At 38.6% G+C, this 19,668-nt stretch carries 18 protein-coding genes and 1 pseudogene; 16 read left to right on the forward strand and 3 right to left on the reverse strand.

Annotated features, from left to right (window positions below; all coding sequences use genetic code 11):
- Positions 1 to 753 precede the first annotated feature (753 nt).
- The 12 genes from gmk (at position 754) to ABP870_RS09885 (ending at position 13,467) form a co-directional block, all read left to right on the forward strand.
- Positions 754 to 1,380 carry a guanylate kinase gene (gene gmk / locus ABP870_RS09830; RefSeq protein ID WP_062709896.1) on the forward strand — a complete coding sequence of 209 codons (627 nt, stop codon included), beginning with the start codon at positions 754 to 756 and terminating at the stop codon, positions 1,378 to 1,380.
- Between the two features lie 25 nt (positions 1,381 to 1,405).
- Positions 1,406 to 1,723, forward strand: coding sequence for a DNA-directed RNA polymerase subunit omega (gene rpoZ / locus ABP870_RS09835; protein WP_062709893.1), 318 nt, complete (start codon positions 1,406 to 1,408; stop codon positions 1,721 to 1,723).
- A gap of 87 nt (positions 1,724 to 1,810) precedes the next feature.
- Positions 1,811 to 4,201, forward strand: coding sequence for a primosomal protein N' (locus ABP870_RS09840; protein WP_350015207.1), 2,391 nt, complete (start codon positions 1,811 to 1,813; stop codon positions 4,199 to 4,201).
- 24 nt (positions 4,202 to 4,225) lie between these two features.
- Positions 4,226 to 5,167: a methionyl-tRNA formyltransferase gene (gene fmt, locus ABP870_RS09845; protein WP_350015208.1), complete on the forward strand. Its 942-nt coding sequence runs from the start codon at positions 4,226 to 4,228 to the stop codon at positions 5,165 to 5,167.
- A complete protein-coding gene (gene rsmB / locus ABP870_RS09850) occupies positions 5,157 to 6,479 on the forward strand; it encodes a 16S rRNA (cytosine(967)-C(5))-methyltransferase RsmB (protein WP_350015209.1) in 1,323 nt (440 codons plus the stop codon). The genes fmt and rsmB overlap by 11 nt, the downstream gene beginning before the upstream one ends.
- A gap of 49 nt (positions 6,480 to 6,528) precedes the next feature.
- Entirely contained in the window at positions 6,529 to 7,266 is a 738-nt protein-coding gene (locus tag ABP870_RS09855; protein WP_350015210.1) for a Stp1/IreP family PP2C-type Ser/Thr phosphatase, read from the forward strand.
- Positions 7,266 to 9,173 (forward strand): Stk1 family PASTA domain-containing Ser/Thr kinase, encoded by a 1,908-nt coding sequence (gene pknB, locus ABP870_RS09860; RefSeq protein ID WP_350015211.1) that lies wholly within the window; start codon positions 7,266 to 7,268, stop codon positions 9,171 to 9,173. The genes ABP870_RS09855 and pknB overlap by 1 nt, the downstream gene beginning before the upstream one ends.
- Positions 9,174 to 9,334: 161 nt before the next feature.
- On the forward strand, positions 9,335 to 10,033 hold the full coding sequence (liaF, locus tag ABP870_RS09865; RefSeq protein WP_350015212.1) for a cell wall-active antibiotics response protein LiaF: 699 nt from the start codon (positions 9,335 to 9,337) through the stop codon (positions 10,031 to 10,033).
- Positions 10,030 to 11,028 (forward strand): sensor histidine kinase, encoded by a 999-nt coding sequence (locus ABP870_RS09870; RefSeq protein ID WP_350015213.1) that lies wholly within the window; start codon positions 10,030 to 10,032, stop codon positions 11,026 to 11,028. Before liaF ends, ABP870_RS09870 begins: the two co-directional genes overlap by 4 nt.
- Positions 11,021 to 11,659 carry a response regulator transcription factor gene (locus ABP870_RS09875; protein ID WP_350015214.1) on the forward strand — a complete coding sequence of 213 codons (639 nt, stop codon included), beginning with the start codon at positions 11,021 to 11,023 and terminating at the stop codon, positions 11,657 to 11,659. The genes ABP870_RS09870 and ABP870_RS09875 overlap by 8 nt, the downstream gene beginning before the upstream one ends.
- 48 nt (positions 11,660 to 11,707) lie before the next feature.
- Positions 11,708 to 13,108, forward strand: coding sequence for a Cof-type HAD-IIB family hydrolase (locus ABP870_RS09880; protein WP_350015215.1), 1,401 nt, complete (start codon positions 11,708 to 11,710; stop codon positions 13,106 to 13,108).
- Positions 13,108 to 13,467 carry a S1 RNA-binding domain-containing protein gene (locus tag ABP870_RS09885; protein WP_350015216.1) on the forward strand — a complete coding sequence of 120 codons (360 nt, stop codon included), beginning with the start codon at positions 13,108 to 13,110 and terminating at the stop codon, positions 13,465 to 13,467. The genes ABP870_RS09880 and ABP870_RS09885 overlap by 1 nt, the downstream gene beginning before the upstream one ends.
- Positions 13,468 to 13,517: 50 nt before the next feature.
- Here the strand turns inward: ABP870_RS09885 and cysK are convergent, their stop codons facing one another.
- Together cysK and ABP870_RS09895 are read right to left on the reverse strand one after the other, a co-directional pair.
- Positions 13,518 to 14,444 (reverse strand): cysteine synthase A, encoded by a 927-nt coding sequence (cysK, locus tag ABP870_RS09890; protein WP_350015217.1) that lies wholly within the window; start codon positions 14,442 to 14,444, stop codon positions 13,518 to 13,520.
- Positions 14,445 to 14,546: 102 nt separating this feature from the next.
- On the reverse strand, positions 14,547 to 15,176 hold the full coding sequence (locus tag ABP870_RS09895; RefSeq protein WP_350015218.1) for a YigZ family protein: 630 nt from the start codon (positions 15,174 to 15,176) through the stop codon (positions 14,547 to 14,549).
- Positions 15,177 to 15,222: 46 nt separating this feature from the next.
- On the opposite strand from ABP870_RS09895, the gene ABP870_RS09900 reads away from it, so the two are divergent.
- The 3 genes from ABP870_RS09900 (at position 15,223) to hpf (ending at position 17,812) form a co-directional block, all read left to right on the forward strand.
- Positions 15,223 to 16,524: a DEAD/DEAH box helicase gene (locus tag ABP870_RS09900; RefSeq protein ID WP_350015221.1), complete on the forward strand. Its 1,302-nt coding sequence runs from the start codon at positions 15,223 to 15,225 to the stop codon at positions 16,522 to 16,524.
- Positions 16,521 to 17,183 (forward strand): ComF family protein, encoded by a 663-nt coding sequence (locus ABP870_RS09905; protein ID WP_350015219.1) that lies wholly within the window; start codon positions 16,521 to 16,523, stop codon positions 17,181 to 17,183. Before ABP870_RS09900 ends, ABP870_RS09905 begins: the two co-directional genes overlap by 4 nt.
- Positions 17,184 to 17,263: 80 nt before the next feature.
- Complete coding sequence (hpf, locus tag ABP870_RS09910; protein ID WP_350015220.1) at positions 17,264 to 17,812, forward strand: ribosome hibernation-promoting factor, HPF/YfiA family; 549 nt, start codon at positions 17,264 to 17,266, stop codon at positions 17,810 to 17,812.
- Positions 17,813 to 18,322: 510 nt separating this feature from the next.
- Here hpf and ABP870_RS09915 read toward each other — a convergent pair.
- Entirely contained in the window at positions 18,323 to 19,297 is a 975-nt protein-coding gene (locus ABP870_RS09915) for an IS481 family transposase (RefSeq protein ID WP_350015222.1), read from the reverse strand.
- 37 nt (positions 19,298 to 19,334) lie between these two features.
- On the opposite strand from ABP870_RS09915, the pseudogene ABP870_RS09920 reads away from it, so the two are divergent.
- Positions 19,335 to 19,668: pseudogene (locus ABP870_RS09920) on the forward strand (transposase); the annotation flags it as partial.

Here is a 19,668-nt window from a genome sequence, read left to right on the forward strand (position 1 = left end):
AACAAGTTCATTTGTGGTAAGATGAGTGTAGGTCATTTATGTTAGTTCCTTTCAGACAAATGTGGTGTTTATCTGAGCCTAACATAGATGGCTTTTTTCTGTCTAGCTTAATTTTACAAATTGGGATGTTATAAAGCAGTTTAGAAGTGTTATTTCTCGTAGTCTCATAGATTTACCAGGTTTGTATGGGTAGCTTTTGAAAAAAGCAAGTTTCCATAACTGAGATTATGTGGGTAGTATATTTGCATCTGTATCTTTTTTTATTTTTCGTTAGATAAGTCAACTTTTTGAGTTTCTGATCTTTGATTGAGTAACGCTTTGGTGTGATATGTATCATCTGTGTCGTTAGGGCTATTAGCGCAAAGGACACTATCGAAAGTTTCAATGCTAAATGTTCTTGTTTTTGGTGAAATAAAGGGTCTATATAGGTGGACACGGATTATTTTTATATCTAATAAGATGTATTGTCAAGAATTGAGCGACTAGAAGATTTCTCTGAGCAGGCTTAGAAATTTCCTCAAAGATAGATCATCTTTCTTTTTTACTAAAATAATGTGACACTTTTCAATTCAGATCTGCTTCATTGAAATTTCTTTACTCTGCTTGTTCTGTAAATAGGAGCCTTTTACCCTCGCCCTAACTAAAAAGTTAGCATTTTTAAATGTTATATAAGTTGGAAAAGAGACTTTAATCAGCTTGAAATATTTCACCTATTTGGTATAATAGATAGAAAATACTTTTAAGGAGAACATCATGTCTGAACGTGGTTTGTTAATTGTTTTTTCTGGGCCATCGGGTGTTGGAAAAGGAACAGTTAGACAAGAAATTTTTTCGACGCCAGATCATAAGTTTGAGTATTCAGTGTCTATGACGACACGTCCTCAAAGACCCGGTGAAGTTGATGGTGTTGATTATTTCTTTAGAACCCGCGAAGAGTTTGAGGAACTGATTCGCCAAGGGCAAATGTTAGAATATGCAGAGTACGTTGGTAATTACTACGGAACGCCACTCACCTATGTTAACGAAACCTTAGACAAAGGAATTGATGTTTTTCTTGAGATTGAAGTGCAAGGAGCTATCCAAGTCAAGAAGAAAGTACCTGATGGTGTCTTTGTTTTTCTAACACCTCCAGATTTGGAAGAATTGGAAGACCGCCTAGTTGGTCGCGGAACGGATAGCCAAGAAGTCATTGCGCGTCGTATCGAACGTGCGCGTGAAGAAATAGCTCTTATGCGTGAATACGATTATGCTGTTGTTAACGATGAAGTCCCACTCGCTGCGGAACGTGTTAAGCGTATTATTGAAGCAGAGCATTTCCGTGTGGAACGTGTCATTGGTCGTTACGATAAAATGATTGCAAAGACAAGCGCTAGTAAATAGGATTTAGAAAAGAGATAAAACGCTTATGATGTTAAAACCTTCTATTGATAAATTATTGGATAAAGTGCCTTCGAAATATTCATTGGTTATTCTACAAGCTAAACGTGCCCATGAATTAGAAGCTGGTGCCAAAGCAACTAAAGAATTTAAATCTGAAAAATCGACTCTTCGTGCCTTGGAAGAAATTGAAGCAGGCTATGTAACCATTCATCCAGATCCAGTTGCAAAGCGTGAGTCTGTTCGCCGGAAAGCGGAAATGGAACGTCTTGCAAAAGAAGAAGAAGAACGTAAAATTAAAGAACAAATCGCAAAAGAAGAACAAGAAGAAGGACAAAAAGTCTAAGGTTGGTGGCAATCTTAGCTTTTTTCAATTTTCAGAGTCATACGGAAAGTTGTGACTGTTCATAGCGACTAGTCCAGAAGGAGACATATGCAAGCTCAAATTATTGTTGATGTGCCCTTGATGCAAACCGACAAACCTTTTACCTATTCCATACCTCAGACCTTCGAAGATTTGATAAGTGTTGGTTCAAGAGTGCACGTGCCCTTTGGAAAGGGCAATCGACTGTTGCAAGGTTTTGTTGTTTCTATCGAAGAAAATACGGAAAATCAAGAATTAAAACCTATTGCGGATTTGCTTGATTTAGAGCCAGTTTTAAATGACGAACAGCTTCAGCTAGCAGATCATCTGAGAAAGACTGTTTTTTCTTATAAGATTACCTTGCTGAAAAGTATGATACCTAGTCTGTTGAATTCGCAATATGATAAACGCTTAAAACCCAGTGAAGACTTATTGGCAAATGATCGAAAAGAGATTTTTGGGGATTTTTCTAGTCTTTCTTATTCGGATATACCCTTGGATAAACGAAAAGCCGTTAATCGGCTCATTATTAATAAACACATTTTGGTTGATTATGTAGCTAATGATAAGAAAAAAATCAAAACTGAGAAGTACTTAGATCTGGACAAGTCAGTTTTGTCTGGCTTGGAAATATCCAATCGGGCTAAAAAGCGTCAGGAAGTTAAGGAGTGGTTGTTATCACAAAAGGTTCCATTTTCTGTAAAAGCCAGCGAACTTAATAAAAAGTGCTCAAGAGACGTTGTTCGTTTTTTCATCCAAGCAGGTGCTCTTATTGAGCGTCAAGAAGAAGTAGAGCGTTCGGCTGCCTATTTTGAATCAGTGGAAAGTAGTGATTTTCTTTCTTTAAATGCGGAACAGGCTAGCGCTGTTGAAGCTATTTCGAAAGCTGTTGGACAAAAAGAGGCCAAACCATTCCTTCTAGAAGGGATTACTGGTTCTGGAAAAACGGAAGTTTACCTGCATGTTATTGACCGAGTTCTCAAGTCTGGAAAGACAGCTATCGTCCTCGTTCCAGAGATTTCCCTGACTCCTCAGATGACTAATCGTTTTATTTCGCGCTTTGGAAAGCAAGTAGCTATTATGCACTCGGGACTTTCTGACGGAGAGAAATTTGATGAATGGCGTAAAATCAAGTCAGGTCAAGCTAAGGTTGTTGTTGGAGCAAGGTCAGCTATCTTTGTTCCACTTGAACATATTGGTGCTATCATTATTGATGAGGAACATGAGGCTACCTATAAGCAGGAGTCTAATCCCCGCTACCATGCTAGAGATGTAGCGCTACTTAGAGCTAAGCACCATAGCGCAGCCTTGGTGCTTGGTTCAGCAACGCCTTCTATTGAAACACGCGCACGAGCAAGTAAAGGCGTTTATCATTTTTTGCAGCTTACAGAGCGGGCCAATCCTAAGGCTACTGTTCCTGATGTAGGTATTGTAGATTTTAGAGATTATATTGGTCAACAAGAGACCAGCAACTTTACGCCTATATTGCTGGAAAAAATTCAAGAAAAATTAGCGAAAAAAGAACAGGTCGTTCTCATGCTTAATCGTCGCGGCTACTCAAGTTTTGTCATGTGTCGTGAATGTGGTTATGTGGATAATTGTCCTAATTGTGATATTTCTTTGACACTTCATATGGACACGAGGACAATGAACTGTCATTATTGTGATTTTCAAAAAGCCATCCCACGAGAATGCCCGTCCTGTCAGAGTAAGAGTATTCGTTATTATGGTACTGGGACGCAAAAAGCCTATGATGAATTGCAAGAGCTCTTACCAGAAGCTCGGATTCTACGAATGGATGTGGATACCACGCGTCGTAAGGGTGCCCATGAGAATTTGTTAAAGGCTTTTGGTAACCACGAGGCGGATATATTATTGGGAACCCAGATGATTGCTAAAGGACTGGATTTTCCAAATGTGACCCTTGTAGGTGTTTTAAATGCAGATACCTCGCTTAATCTACCGGATTTTAGGGCTAGTGAGAGAACATTTCAACTCCTAACGCAGGTGGCGGGTAGAGCTGGCAGAGCTGACAAAGCTGGAGAGGTCTTAGTGCAGACTTACAACCCTGAACATTATGCGATTCGTTTCGCTCAAAAACAAGATTTTGAAGGTTTTTACGAGTATGAAATGCAGATTCGCCAGAAAATGGGTTATCCACCCTATTATTACACGGTAGGAATTACCCTCTCTCACCAAGAAGAGCAAGAGGTAGTTCGTAAAGCTTATGATGTTTTAAAGGGGTTGAAAGGACACTTATCTGATCATGTCAGATTCTTAGGACCAACTCCAAAACCTATCGCCCGTACGCACAATAAATTCCACTATCAAATCATTATCAAGTACCGCTTTGAGGAACATCTGGAAACAGCGCTAAATGCTCTGTTAGAATGGACCCAAAAACCGGAAAACAAGCAGCTTCGTGTTACAATTGATAATGAACCACAAAATATGATGTAAAAACCCTTATGTAAGGAGAATGACATGACAAAACCAAAACTAATTTTTATGGGGACGCCGGACTTGGCAGCAACTGTCTTGAAAGGAATCGTTGATGACGGTTCTTATGATATTTTAGCCGTTGTGACCCAGCCTGACCGTGCTGTTGGTCGTAAAAAAGAAATCCAAATGACGCCTGTTAAAAAAGTCGCCTTAGCAAATCACCTTCGAGTTTTTCAACCGGAAAAACTCTCTGGCAGTCAAGAAATGTCGGATATAATGGCTCTTGGTGCTGATGGCATTGTGACAGCGGCTTTTGGACAATTTTTACCAGGAAAACTTCTAGATTCGGTTGATTTTGCCGTTAACGTTCATGGGTCTTTGTTACCTAAGTACCGTGGTGGCGCCCCTATTCAGTACGCTATTATCAATGGTGATAAAGAAGCAGGGATTACGATTATGGAAATGGTTCGTCAGATGGATGCGGGCGATATGATTGCTAAGGCTTCTATTCCTATCACAGATGAAGATAACTTGGGAACCATGTTTGATAAATTAGCAGTGCTTGGACGTGATTTGCTCTTGAAAACACTCCCTGAGTATATAGCGGGCAATATCACACCAGAACCTCAAGATGAATCACAAGCTACTTTTTCGCCTAATATTTCCGCAGAAGAAGAACGAATTGATTGGACAAAATCTAATCGTGATATTTTCAACCTTGTTCGTGGCTTAAATCCTTGGCCAATTGCTCATACCATTTGGAATGACAAACGGTTCAAGATTTATGAAGTTGAACTGGTTGAAGGACATGGGCAGCCAGGACAAATTATCGAAAAAACTAAGAAAACATTAGTTGTGGCGACAGGCGATGGCGCCCTTTCATTGAAACGTGTTCAACCTTTTGGTAAACCACAGATGGCTATTTCAGATTTTCTAAATGGTCTTGGACGTGACTTAGAAGTTGGTGATAGCTTTGGCGAATGATTGGAAAAAAATGGCGCGTGGAGGCGCTCTGATTGTTTTGGAAAAGGTTTTTCATGAGAAGGCTTATTCCAATATTGCTCTGAACACCTTACTTAACAATCGTCAGTACGATGACAGAGACAAGAGTTTAATTACCGAGATTGTCTATGGGACGGTTTCGCGTAAGATAACATTGGAATGGTACTTGGCGCAATTCATTGAAGATAGAGACAAGTTGGAATCTTGGGTTTATGACTTGCTTATGCTTAGCGCTTACCAGTTGGTTTATCTGGATAAACTACCTGCTCATGCGATTGTCAATGATGCGGTTGCTATTGCTAAAAACCGAGGCAATAAAAAAGGAGCTGAGAAATTAGTCAATGCTGTTCTTCGTAAACTAGCTTCTGAAAATTTACCAGATATTGAGGCTATTAAACGTCTCAACAAACGTTACTCCATCAAATATTCGTTACCTGTTTGGCTGGTGAAAAAACTGATTGAGCAATATGGTCAAGAAAGAGCAGAAAAGATTTTTGACAGTCTTTTTGAACGAAATAAGGCTAGCATTCGCGTTACAGATGTCAGCCGTCTGGAAGAATTTAAAGATAGTTTTCAAGCAGACTATTCTCCGTTATCATCAGTTGGTTTGACCAAGTCGTCAGGACATTTTGCGTCAAGTGTAGCTTTTAAAAATGGTGATATTACCATTCAAGATGAGACCAGCCAATTGGTAGCCCCTAGTCTTAACATTCAAGGTTCTGATAATATTTTGGATGCCTGTGCGGCCCCAGGAGGTAAAACGGTGCACATGGCTTCCTACTTGACATCTGGGAAAATTACTGCGCTAGATTTGTACGACCATAAATTAGCGCTCATTCAGGAAAATGCTAACAGACTGGGACTAGCTGATAGGATTGAGACCAGACAATTGGATGCTAGAGAAGTAGCTAATGTCTTTGCTCCAGAGAGTTTTGACAAAATATTAGTTGATGCCCCTTGTTCAGGGATTGGTCTTATCCGCCGGAAGCCAGATATTAAATACCAGAAAGATATTCAGGATTTTGCGAGCTTACAAGCTATCCAATTAGAGATTCTGTCTAGCGTTTGTCAAACCTTGCGTAAAGGTGGTATAATAACCTATAGTACTTGCACTATTTTTAAGGAAGAAAACCAAGATGTCATCAGGACTTTTTTGGCAAGTCATCCTGACTTTGAGCAAGTGGCTTTAGATCACGACAAGAAAGATATTGTAGTAGATGGCTGTCTGTTAATCACGCCAGAACAATATCAGACAGATGGTTTTTTCATCGCACAATTGCGTAAGAAAGCCTAGTGACTTAATAGGAGGAAAGCTGGCATTCGTCAGAAAAGACATACAGATTATGGAAATTTCACTTTTAACAGATATTGGAAAGAAACGTTCCAATAATCAAGATTTTGTAAATCAATACAAAAACCAAAGCGATATTAAGCTTGTCATCTTAGCTGATGGCATGGGTGGACATCGCGCTGGAAACATTGCTAGTGAGATGGCTGTTACAGATTTAGGGAATCAATGGGCAGCAACAGATTACACTGATGTTAATCAAATCCGTGACTGGATGCTAGTAACAATTGAAGCTGAAAATCAAAAGATTCACACTTTAGGGACTTCTGAAGAATTTAGCGGCATGGGGACAACCATTGAGGTATTAGCCTTTGTGAAAGACGTTGTTTTATATGCCCATGTTGGCGATTCGCGTATTTCTCTTATTCGCGATGGACAATATAAACAGTTAACTAGTGATCATTCTTTAGTTAATGAATTAGTTAAAGCTGGACAGTTGACTGAAGAAGAGGCGGCTGTTCACCCTCAAAAAAATGTCATTACACAATCCATCGGTCAAGCATCACCCTTAGATATTGACTTGGGCATTCAACCGCTCCAAAATGGCGATTTTATTTTGGTTAATAGCGATGGATTATCAAACATGGTTAGTCGTCAACAGAAATTAGAGATTATTTTATCGGAAAAGACAGTACAAGAAAAAGTAGAAGCTCTTGTTGATGCAGCAAACCAAGCAGGTGGACTTGACAACATCACGGTTGTCTTGATTGCCTATAACGAGGAGGATGCTTAATGATCCAAATCGGCAAATTATTTGCTGGGCGTTATCGTATTCTTAAATCCATTGGTCGTGGTGGTATGGCTGATGTTTATTTGGCACATGACCTGATTTTAGATAATGAAGAAGTAGCCATCAAGGTGCTTCGAACCAATTATCAAACAGATCAGATTGCTGTTGCTCGTTTCCAACGAGAAGCACGTGCGATGGCCGAATTGAGTCATCCAAATATCGTTGCAATCAGAGATATTGGCGAAGAAGATGGTCAACAATTTCTTGCTATGGAGTACGTTAACGGTCCGGATTTAAAAAAATATATTCAAGATCACGCTCCGCTATCCAATGCGGAAACAGTTCGTATTATGAGTGAGGTGCTATCTGCCATGCAGCTAGCCCATCAAAAAGGAATTGTTCACCGCGATTTGAAACCACAAAATGTTCTGTTAACAAAAGATGGTGTTGCTAAGGTTACCGACTTTGGTATTGCGGTTGCTTTTGCAGAAACAAGTCTGACACAAACGAATTCTATGTTGGGAAGTGTTCACTACCTATCGCCGGAACAAGCGCGTGGGTCGAAGGCAACGATTCAAAGTGACATCTACGCCATGGGGATTATGCTGTTTGAGATGCTTACTTGCCACATTCCTTTTGATGGGGATAGCGCTGTAACCATTGCTCTTCAGCACTTCCAAAAACCGCTACCTTCGATTATTTTTGAAAATAGAAACGTTCCGCAAGCTCTAGAAAATGTTGTGATTAAGGCGACTGCTAAAAAACTAGGAGATCGTTATGTCTCAACAACAGACATGTATCAAGACTTGGGCACCGCTCTCGATCCTCGTAGATCGCGTGAACGAAAGCTAGTTTTCCAAGATTCGACCGATACTAAGACCTTACCTAAGATTGAGCCAGCCCCTGTTAAAGAGACTCCTAAACCAGTTGCAGCATCAGAGCCAGCCAAGGAAGTGCCCACCAAAGAAACCTCTAAAACGGCCAAATCTGCGCCTGACCATACGACAAGTAAAAAGTCCAAAAGACCATTTTGGCAACGCCTGTTCAGGTTCTTTATTTTAATTGTTGTTATATTGGCGGCTGGCTTTGCTTACTTTATTATGTCAAGTAGCAACGATAGTGTTGCAGTACCGGATGTTTCTGGTCAAACCATTAAAGAAGCGCAATCAACTCTTGAAGAGGCTGGTTTAACCGTTGGTAGTGTGTCGCGTAAAGAAAGTGAAACGATCAAAGAAGGACGAGTTATTTCCACAAGTCCTAAAGCAGGAGCTACTAAAAAAGAAGGTAGTGAAATTAATTTAACAGTGTCAAAAGGGACAAAGCGCTTCAATATGACTGATTATACTAGAATGACTTATAGAGATGCTGTTAAAGATTTGACGGAAAATTATGGCCTTTCCAAGAAGCAAATCGTCAAAAAAGAAGTCTCGAGTGACGAATATGAACCTGGCGAAATCATTAACCAAACGCCAGAAGCTGGCGAAAGCTTTGATCCTTCTGGAAATGAAAAAATCACCTTTGAAGTAGCAACTTCAGCAACTGTAACAGTTCCAGCCTTGGTTGGTTACAGTTATGCAGATGCTAAAAATACTCTGTTAGATTTAGGCTTTAAATCGTCACAGATTCAGACTGATTCAGATCGACCGTCTTCTTCGTCAACTGTCTACGCTCAATATCCATATGCGGGGACTTCAATTGAACTTTCTACTGGCGAAGGTGTGACACTATATTTGACCAATCCGGATTCATCGGCATCTAGCAGCAGTAGCGCATCGTCAAGTGCTGCTGATACTAGTATGACAAGCCAATCGGAGTCAAGCAGTTCTAACAGTTCATCAAGTACCAGTCCTTCTTCGACGGATACTTCTGAGGACAATAGTCAAACAGAGTCGTCTAGCGATTCTCCTTGATAAAGGAGCTGTTTTAGAGACTAAAATAATATAACAATAAAAGTATTTTCTGGATTGGTAGCTTTGCTAAATCTGGAAATACTTTTTTTGTAAGTCTTTAGGCTGATGTTCTTACTGGCAACTTGTGGTAAACTTAATCATAGTGATAACTGTGAGGTTTTATGCGTAAATTTCAATTATTTTTAATCGTTGAAGCTGTTTTGTTACTTCTAGCGATGATGACTATTTTAGCGGATGATGTGCCGCGATTCATAGCCATTCTCATCTTAACTCTATTAGCTCTTAAATTTTATAATCATACAGATAAGATTAATTTTGTTTTAACGGCCTCTTTGCTGATATTTTTCTTAATTATGATGCTAAATCCTTTTATTATTTCAGCAATGATAGTCGGTTTAATTTATATCATGATCAACCATTTTTCACAAGTTCGAAAGAACAATCGCTTGGCGGAATTATCTTTTGAAACGAGACCTGTAACCTTAACCAAGTATCGTAATCAGTGGTTTGGACAAGAGGAAGATTTAACATCAGATAGTTATTATTTTGATGATATCGATGTGATTCGCATTACTGGAAATGATACGATTGATTTATCAAAGGTTATTTTAAGAAATCAAGACAATGTCATTCTTATCCGAAAAGTTTATGGGCCAACCAAAATCCTTGTCCCCATTGATGTTTCAGTGAGTTTGACAGTTAGTTCCATTTATGGTTCCGTAGCTTTTTTTGATGAGACGCCTTATGATTTAAGAAACGAAACCATTAAATTGAGAAGTGATGATTACGAAGACAGTAACCGTAGTGTTAAAATTGTAATTAGTAATTTTGCTGGGGATACAGAGGTGGTGAGCCGATGAGAAAATCCCATATTATGCTACTGTTTCTTTATGCCTTAGTGATTATTTTTGCTATTGTATCATTGATTTTAAATTCTTTTGCCGTTTCTTTAAAAGATATTGTGATGGATGTTGAACGGTTGAATCAGTTTATTTTTTCAATCGTCTTATTGACCATTTCCTTAACCATTATGTTGCTTTTTGTGTCGACTCTACTCAATTACAACTCGCATCGTCATATTTTTAAAAGTTTAAGAAGAATTGTCCATAATCAACCAGTACAAGCTGGTGATGATGAGCTGGGTCAAATCATTAATCAACTATCAGAAAAAACGCTGACCTTGACTCAGCAGCTGCAAAATACGGAAAACGTTGACCTTTCTCAAAAGGAAAGTATTATACAGGAAGAAAGAAAGCGTATTGCAAGGGATTTGCATGATACTGTTAGTCAAGAGTTGTTTGCAGCGGTCATGATTTTATCAGGCATTTCTTATAGCCTTTCCGATATGAGCCAAGAAGCGCTACAAGAGCAGTTGAAAAATACTGAAGATATTTTAACAAATGCGCAAAATGATTTGCGTGTCATGCTTCTTCACTTACGTCCTACTGAGCTAGAAGGCAAGTCTCTCAAACAAGGTTTAGAAATGATTTTACAGGAAATTAAAGATAAAAGCCCAATTCGGGTATCATTCAAGGAAAATTTACAGGGGTTACCCAAGCCGATTGAAGACCACCTATTTCGAATTATCCAAGAGTTTATCAGTAATACCTTAAAACATTCAAAAGCAAATCAACTGGATATTTATCTTTATCAGACACCAAGTTCAGTTCAGTTGAAGATGATTGATAATGGCGTGGGCTTTGATGTTGAAGAGGCTAAGAGAATTAGCTATGGTTTGAAAAATATGGAAGATCGTGTTTCGGATATGGCAGGTACTTTTCAGATGATCTCTGCACCCAATCAAGGTGTCACTATGACGATAGTCTTGCCCTTAGTAGGAGAAGTAAATGAATAAATTAACGGTACTATTAGTTGATGATCATGAGATGGTTAGGATGGGCTTGAAAAGCTTTCTGAACCTCCAACAAGATATTTCAGTTATTGGAGAGGCTGATAACGGACAAGAAGGCATAGCGAAAGCTCTCGAGCTGCGGCCAGATGTTATTGTCATGGATTTGGTTATGCCCGAAATGGATGGGGTAGAAGCTACTTTGCAAATTCTAAAAGTGTGGCCAGAGGCTAAGATAGTGGTTCTGACGTCTTATCTTGACAATGAGAAAATTTATCCAGTGATTCAGGCAGGGGCTAAGGGCTACATGCTGAAAACGTCTAATGCTCCGGAAATTCTTAATGCTATCCGTAAAGTTGTTGAAGGTCAATTGGCTATTGAAACCGAAGTTGAGAAAAAGCTGAAGTATCATGATGAGAATCCTGCTCTTCATGAAGATCTAACGGCTAGAGAAAAAGATATTTTGCATTTATTAGCTAAAGGTTATGACAATCAAACCATTGCTGATGAATTATATATTTCACTAAAAACGGTGAAAACACATGTTTCAAATATTTTAGCCAAACTTCAAGTTGATGATCGCACACAAGCTGTGGTCTACGCTTTTAGACATCATCTGGTCCCCCAAGAAGATTAAAAATTATGATACAATGAATAAGTATATTATTTTTAGTAAGGGGAAAGAATGGACGTCAAAACGAAATACAAAGCTAAAAAGATCAAGGCGGTTTTCTTTGATATTGATGATACTTTACGTATTAAAGATACAGGATACATGCCTCAATCAATTACGAAAGTTTTCAAATCTTTAAAAGAAAGAGGCATTTTAACTGGTATTGCTAGTGGTCGTGCTATCTATGGCGTGGTTTCAGAGATTCGTGATCTTGAACCTGACTATTTTATCACCATAAATGGGACTTATGTGGTTGATCGAAAAGGAAATGAAGTTGCTAATTTACCTTTAGATAAAGAGGTTTTGAAGGAACTAGTAGCCTGGTGTCAATCAATTGGTATTGATTATGGATTTGCCGGCAAAGACAAGCCAGTGGTATCAGCTCGAAAAGCGTTAATTGATGATGCTATGGTTCCTGTTTACGGACACCTAGATGTGGAACCCGATTTTCATTTGGCTAACGCTGTTTACCATATGTGGACTTTTGCAGAGAACAACTCGGAACTTGTCTTGCCTGAACACTTAGCAGAGCAAGTACGGCTAGTACCTTGGCATGTTCATTCATCAGATACCGTAAAATTAGGAATTTCAAAAGCTTCCGGCTTGGATCATGTTCTAGAAAAAGAAGGCCTAAAACCAGAGAATGTTTTATTCTTTGGCGATGGTCCAAATGATATGGAAATGTTTGATCATGTTGGTCTCAAGGTTGCTATGGGTAATGCCGTTCCAGAATTAAAAGAAAAAGCAGATTATGTTACGGGTAAAGTAGAAGAAGATGGCATTTTACATGCCTTGGAGGAATTAGGTTTGGTTGAAAAAGAAATGCACTTTCCACAGTTAGATTTAGACAATGTCGAAGGACCTGTTGCGACGATAAAAACTAATCAGGGTGATTTGGTGGTGAAATTGTTCCCAGAACAAGCTCCTAAAACAGTAGCGAACTTTGTTGGTTTAGCCAAAGATGGCTACTATGATGGTATTATTTTCCACCGTATTATTAAAGATTTCATGATTCAAGGTGGTGATCCAACAGGAACTGGTATGGGTGGTGAGTCTATCTACGGTCAAAGTTTTGAAGACGAGTTTTCAGAAGAACTCTATAATCTTCGTGGAGCCCTTTCAATGGCAAATGCTGGACCAAATACAAATGGTAGTCAGTTCTTTATCGTTCAAAATGTAAACTTCCCATATAGTGCTAAGGAACTATCTCGTGGTGGGTGGCCAGAAGCTATCGCTGAGCATTATGCTGAACATGGTGGAACTCCACATTTGGATCGTCGCCACACTGTTTTTGGTCAGTTAGTAGACCAAGACTCTTATGATATTTTAGATAAAATCGCTGCTGTTGAAACAGGTATACAGGACAAACCGGTTGAAGATGTGGTGATTGAAACGATTGAGGTTGTGGATTAATGAACATTGGGGATAAGCTTAAGGGGACAATCACAGGTATTAAACCTTATGGCGCTTTTGTCCAATTAGAAAATGACACAACTGGTTTGATTCATATTTCAGAAATAAAACCTGGCTTTATCGATAATATCCATCATTATTTATCAATTGGTCAAGAGGTGACTGTTCAGGTGTTAGATGTTGATGAGTACACTCAAAAAGCAAGTTTATCAATGAGGACCTTAGAAGAAGATCGCCATCAAATCCCACATCGTCACCGGTTCTCAAGCAACCGTCATCGCACAGGTTTTAAACCCTTAGAAAATAAGATGTCAACATGGATTGAAGAAAGTTTACAATTTTTAAAAAAAGAAGATTAAAAAAGACTCTACTGTAAATTCCTTGCAGTAGAGTCTTTTTGTGGATCCTATTAGTCAAAATCATAGAGTGCTGTTGAGAGGTAGCGCTCACCATTATCAGGAAGAACAGCTAAAACGTTCTTTCCTTTTCCTAATTCTTTAGCTTTTTCAATAGCAGCAAAAATAGCTGCACCAGAAGAAATACCCACTAAGAAGCCTTCTTGTCCACCAACTTTACGACCAGTTTCTAAAGCATCGTCAGATTTAACCCGGATAATTTGATCGTAAGCATTAGTATCGAGGGTATCAGGAATAAAACCAGCTGAAATTCCTTGGATTTTATGTGGCCCAGGAGTTTCACCTGAAAGAACAGCAGATTCATCAGCTTCAACCGCAACGATAGCAATATCACCATTAACTTTTTTCAAAGCATTAGCAACACCAGTAATAGTTCCACCTGTTCCGACACCTGACACAAAAGCATCAAGTCCTGTTTCGCCGAAAGCATTTATGATTTCTTGACCAGTCTGTTCCTCATGGACTTTGGGGTTTGAAGGATTAGCAAACTGCATTGGGACCCATCCTTGTCGTTCATCCGCTAATTGTTTAGCTTTTTCGATGGCACCTTTCATTCCTTCGCTTCCTGGTGTCAAAACTAACTCAGCACCATATGCTTGGATTAGTTTGCGACGTTCAATGCTCATGGTGTCAGGCATAACAATGACAACCTTGTATCCTTTAGCAGCACCAACCCAAGACAAGCCAATACCCGTATTACCAGAAGTAGGTTCAATAATGGTATCGCCAGCTTTAATGATACCCGCTTTTTCAGCATCCTCAATCATTTGAAGAGCAATACGGTCTTTGACAGATGAACCAGGATTGAAAGCTTCAATTTTGACATAGACGTCTGCAGCGTCCTCTGGAACAATGCGATTCAGTTTGACAATGGGTGTTTGCCCAACAAGTTCAGTAATGTGATTGTAAATTTTTGTCATTATTCTAGCTCCTAAACTCTTTTGCATACTAGTATAAAGACTGGTTGGAAACTTGTAAAATACAAATTGCTTATCAGAGTGATAAGGAATCACTATAACTTATTATGAAAGTGGTATTTCAACAATCCTTGAATCAATTTTTTGGAAAGAAATTTTACCTTGATAAAATTCTGTTAGAGCATCTTGGATTTCAGATAACTTATCTTCGTCAGTGTAAATATCGCTAGTCACCTGGTCAAGAAATTGCGTATTGAACTCTTCTAAACCTTCTTGTTCTAAAAAGTTAGCAAACGTTTGGTATTGAGGATAAGTTAAATGGATCTGTAGTCCTACTTGCTCTTTAACTACTACCAACCCAGTTTCATTGATCGCATGGGCGACACTACCAGCGTAAGCACGAATGAGTCCCCCTGCCCCAAGCTTAATACCGCCAAAGTAACGTGTGACAACAGCAACAACATTAGTAAGTTCTTGCTTCTCCAATACTGTCAACATGGGTATGCCAGCAGTTCCACTTGGTTCGCCATCATCGCTAGAGCGCTTGATTTGGCTATTTTCTCCAATAATCATCGCGGAGCAAGAGTGGTTGGCTTTATAGTGCTCCTTTTTGATAGCAGCAATATAATCGCGGGCCATTTCTTCGCTATTTACACGTTTGAGATGGCAGATAAAACGTGATTTTTTGATATCTTCTTCGGTAATACTATTTGTTTTGATTGTTTTATAATTCATAAAAAAATTTTACCATAAGCTTGATAGAACTTCGAATAAATAGATGATGAAAATAACAAAAGAAAAGAGTGGTTGCTGGTTTGCTGGTTCAGATGTCACTTTGGAAGAAAAAGAGATGGCTATAAGAATACCCGCCTTTACCAAGGAAAACGCACATCTTACTTGCCTGAGATGTGCAGAAAGGATTCCAAATGATTGGCGACTACCTGATGGGACACGTTATTGTCGTTCTTGTATAGTGTTAGGTAGACTAACTGAAGATGATTATCTCTATTATTTTCCGCCAAAAACTTTTCCTGAAATAGACTGTTTAAGATGGCAGGGGCAATTGACTGCTTATCAAAAAGAGGTTTCAGATGGTCTTGTCGAAGCCCTTGATGAGAAAAGGGATAGCCTTATTCATGCCGTAACTGGAGCCGGAAAAACTGAAATGATTTATGAAGTGGTGGCTCAAGTGATTAATAAGGGAGGACAAGTTTGCTTAGCCAGTCCTCGAATTGATGTCTGTATAGAATTATATAAACGCTTAAGTCAAGACTTTTCTTGTGAGATAGACCTACTACACGGGGACTCTGAACCATACAGTGGCGCACCATTAGTTGTTGCCACTACTCACCAACTCTTAAAGTTTTATAGGTGTTTTGATCTTATATTGGTCGATGAAGTCGATGCGTTTCCTTATGTTGATAATAAAACACTTTATTATGCTGTTAAAACAGCAAAAAAAGAGGACGGCTTAACCATCTTTATGACAGCTACTTCAACAGAAGCATTAGACAAACAAGTTAAAACAGGTCAGTTAAGAAGATTAACCCTATCAAGAAGATTTCATGGCAATCCATTGATTGTGCCAAAAACTATTTGGCTTACAAAATTAGAGAAAAAAGTGCAATCAGGGAAAATTCCTGCCAAGCTAAAGAAATATATTGATAGACAATTGTTGACAGAGTATCCCCTTTTGATATTCATCCCAGATATCTCATTTGGTCAAAAGATAACAGAAATCCTTTGCCAAATGTATCCCCAAAATAGTATCGGATTCGTGTCAAGTGTCAGTTTAAATCGCTTAAAAGAAGTAGAAAGGTTTAGAAAAGGAAATCTAAGAATTCTAATCTCTACAACTATTTTAGAACGTGGGGTAACCTTTCCAAGAGTTGATGTTTTTGTCTTATTGGCTCATCATCGATTATTTAATAGCTCCAGCCTTATTCAAATAGCTGGGAGAGTTGGACGCTCACTCGATAGACCGACTGGTGATTTAATTTTTTTCCACGATGGTTTAACAATAGCAATCAAAAAAACAAAGCAGGAAATACGAAATATGAATCGTTTAGGAGGTTTTCAATGAAGTGTCAGATGTGCCAAAAAGATATAGATGAAAAGAGAGAATTCACATCAATTTTAGTCCTTAAAAAAATGACTTCCCGAACTTGCGATGATTGTCTAAATCTGTTTGAAACAATTGGTAAAACTCACTGTTCTAATTGTTTTAAAAATTCAGAATCAGAGCAATGTCAAGATTGCTTAGATTGGGAAAGAAAAGGAAATAAGGTGAATCATAAAAGTATTTACAGATACAACCAAGCGATGAAGACCTATTTTTCTGTATTCAAATTTCAAGGGGACTACCTCTTAGCCAATCAATTCTCTGCGGACCTTAAAAAGTCGTTAAAATATTACAAGGATTACACCATTATTCCAATCCCCATAAGTCATCAAAGAATGAAAATAAGGAGATTCAATCAAGTTGAAGCGCTTCTCGAAGCAGCAAAAATTCCTTATAAAAACCTACTTGAAAAAAGAGATATTGTCTCACAAACAACTAAAACTAAAAAAGAGAGAATGAGTTCAGAGCAAGTTTTCAAGCTAAAGGAAGGAGTAGACATCCCTATGAAAGTTCTTATTATGGATGATATTTATACCACAGGACACACCATATTTTTAGCTAAGCAAATTTTGCAAGATGCTGGTGTTGAAGAAATAGTCAGTTTTAGTTTAGCAAGATGAATTTTAAAACTTGCAAATTTTCATGAAAGCGATATAATATAAATATAGAAAGCGCTTCAAGCGCAAGAAAGAGGTATCTTATGATTAAATATAGTATCCGTGGCGAAAACATCGAAGTAACAGATGCAATCCGTGACTATGTCGAATCAAAGGTTGCAAAAATTGAAAAATATTTCAATGAAGAACAAGAATTGGATGCAAGAGTAAATCTAAAAGTTTATCGTGAAAAAACAGCTAAAGTTGAGGTAACAATCCCGCTTGGATCAGTAACTTTACGTGCAGAAGATGTCTCACAAGATATGTACGGTTCTATTGATTTAGTAGTTGATAAAATTGAACGCCAAATTCGCAAAAATAAAACAAAAATCGCGAAAAAACATCGCGAAAAAGTGCCTACAGCACAAGTATTTACAGCAGAGTTTGAAAAAGAAGCTGGTGAAGAAAGTTCAGAAACACGTGTTGTAAGAACAAAACACGTAGATCTAAAACCAATGGACATTGAAGAAGCGATTCTTCAAATGGATTTACTAGGACATGACTTCTTCATTTTTACAGATTCAGAGGATGGTCAAACCAATGTTTTATACAAGCGTGAAGATGGAGAATTTGGCTTAATTGAAGCGAAATAACTGATAATTTTCGATTCTTTCTCAACTGTAATAAGTGATTCAATTGAGATCTAGTATCTGTGACAAAATGGTTTTTAAGTTAGAGATTCTATAGCATCTCCCTCTACTAAGTTGATAAAACAATAAAGAAAACGAACAATTAAAGAACGTTCCCCTGTCAAGTGGACAATGGAATAACAAAAGATTAAGCAAGGGTCTCGTTCCTCATTTCAAGAGGAGCGAGGCCCTTGTGCTTTTCTAGAGAACGTTGATTATTAAAAAATAGATAGCGGTATGAATAGCTGTGGCTAATGTTTCAAATAGCTTATAAGTCTTTGAAATCATAGTACCCTGTGTGGAGCAACCAAAGAAGCTATCGACCAAGCTATTATTAACCCTCTTATTACATTATTCTGAGTAATAGAAGTCAGCCAAGCCTAAATTGACAATTTAATTTTTTAAAAAATGTATCTTTGTCAATGATGTGAGACTAAAATTGTCTGCTTGAAGATAGCTATTTGTTATTCTCTACTAGGAGCTAGCTCCTAGTAGAGTTTTTCTGATATCGATAGGAGATTTCCATCCTAGAGTCTGCATAGGGAGACGATTTGAACGGTAAAGATAGGTCTTCATCTGCTTGATGAGGTCATCATAAGAGTAGAAGGCTAGGTGTTGATAGAAGCGCCTATTGTCGTTTCTGTGACTACGCTCAACCTTACCATTGTGTCTTGGTGTTCTTGGTCGAATGAGCTTGTGTTCAATACCCAATTCTTGGCAGAGGAGATCAAGAGGGTGGACTTGTTTGGTTTCTCTGAAATGTGTAAACTCAAAACCGTTGTCTGTTTGTATGATTTTAGGCTTATAGCCAAAGTGTTTGATAGCCATCATGACAAACTGTACGGTTGAATGGGAGGACTGCTCCTTGAAGGGGAAAATGAAGCGTTCACGGCTAGCTTCATCAATCACGGTGTACTGGTAGAACTTATCCGGTAAAGTGCCTGTATAGCAGTGCTTAGGGATATATTTCACATCCATCTGCCACTTGACACCTAGTTCAGTCGGGGTATCACATGGCTTCGGCTTGTAAGGTTTAACCTTAGTTTCAGTCGCTTTGAAGAAGCCCATCTTCCTCAAGACCCGAAAGAGGGAGCAAGGATGTCTATCATAGCCCTTGTTAGTTTTGAGCTTGTAGAAGATTTCGATGAGAGTGGCGTTGGGATTTCTTCGAATGCAGTTTTTAATCCAGTTGAGTTCCTGTTCGGTATGCGTTTTAGGATGAGGGGTTAGTGGGCGATGCGAACGGTCTTTTAGAGACTCTTTCGTGCCATCAAATCGCTTGTTCCAGCGCATGAGAGATGCCTTTGAGACCTTGTAGCGACGACAGATGAAGGCGACAGAAGCGCCATTTCGATAGGTTTTCACAGCATGGAAACGTGTTTCAAGTGTATGTGGCAAATAGCGAAGAGTTTGTGTTGAATCGGTTACACTAAACTGGACAGAATTTATAAAGTGTTCTATCGTAATCAAAAACAGGAGAAAAGATATGTCTAGAAAAGTACGTCGTCAATTTAGTGATGACTTTAAGCAACAAATCGTTGACCTTCACAATGCCGGTATGAAACGTAACGAGATCATCAAAGAATATGATTTAACGCCCTCAACCTTCGACAAATGGGTCAGACAAGCCAAAACAACTGGTTCCTTCAAATCGATTGATAATCTAACAGAAGAACAACGAGAGCTAATAGCCCTTAGAAAGCACAATAAAGAACTCAAAATGCAGCTAGACATCCTAAAGCAAGCGGCAGTGATTATGGCACAAAAAGGCAAATAATCACTGCTAACAAGGATAAATACAGCATTTCAGCCATGTGTCG

The organism is Streptococcus jiangjianxini, from assembly GCF_040225085.1.
GTDB classification, from domain to species: Bacteria; Bacillota; Bacilli; order Lactobacillales; family Streptococcaceae; genus Streptococcus; species Streptococcus jiangjianxini.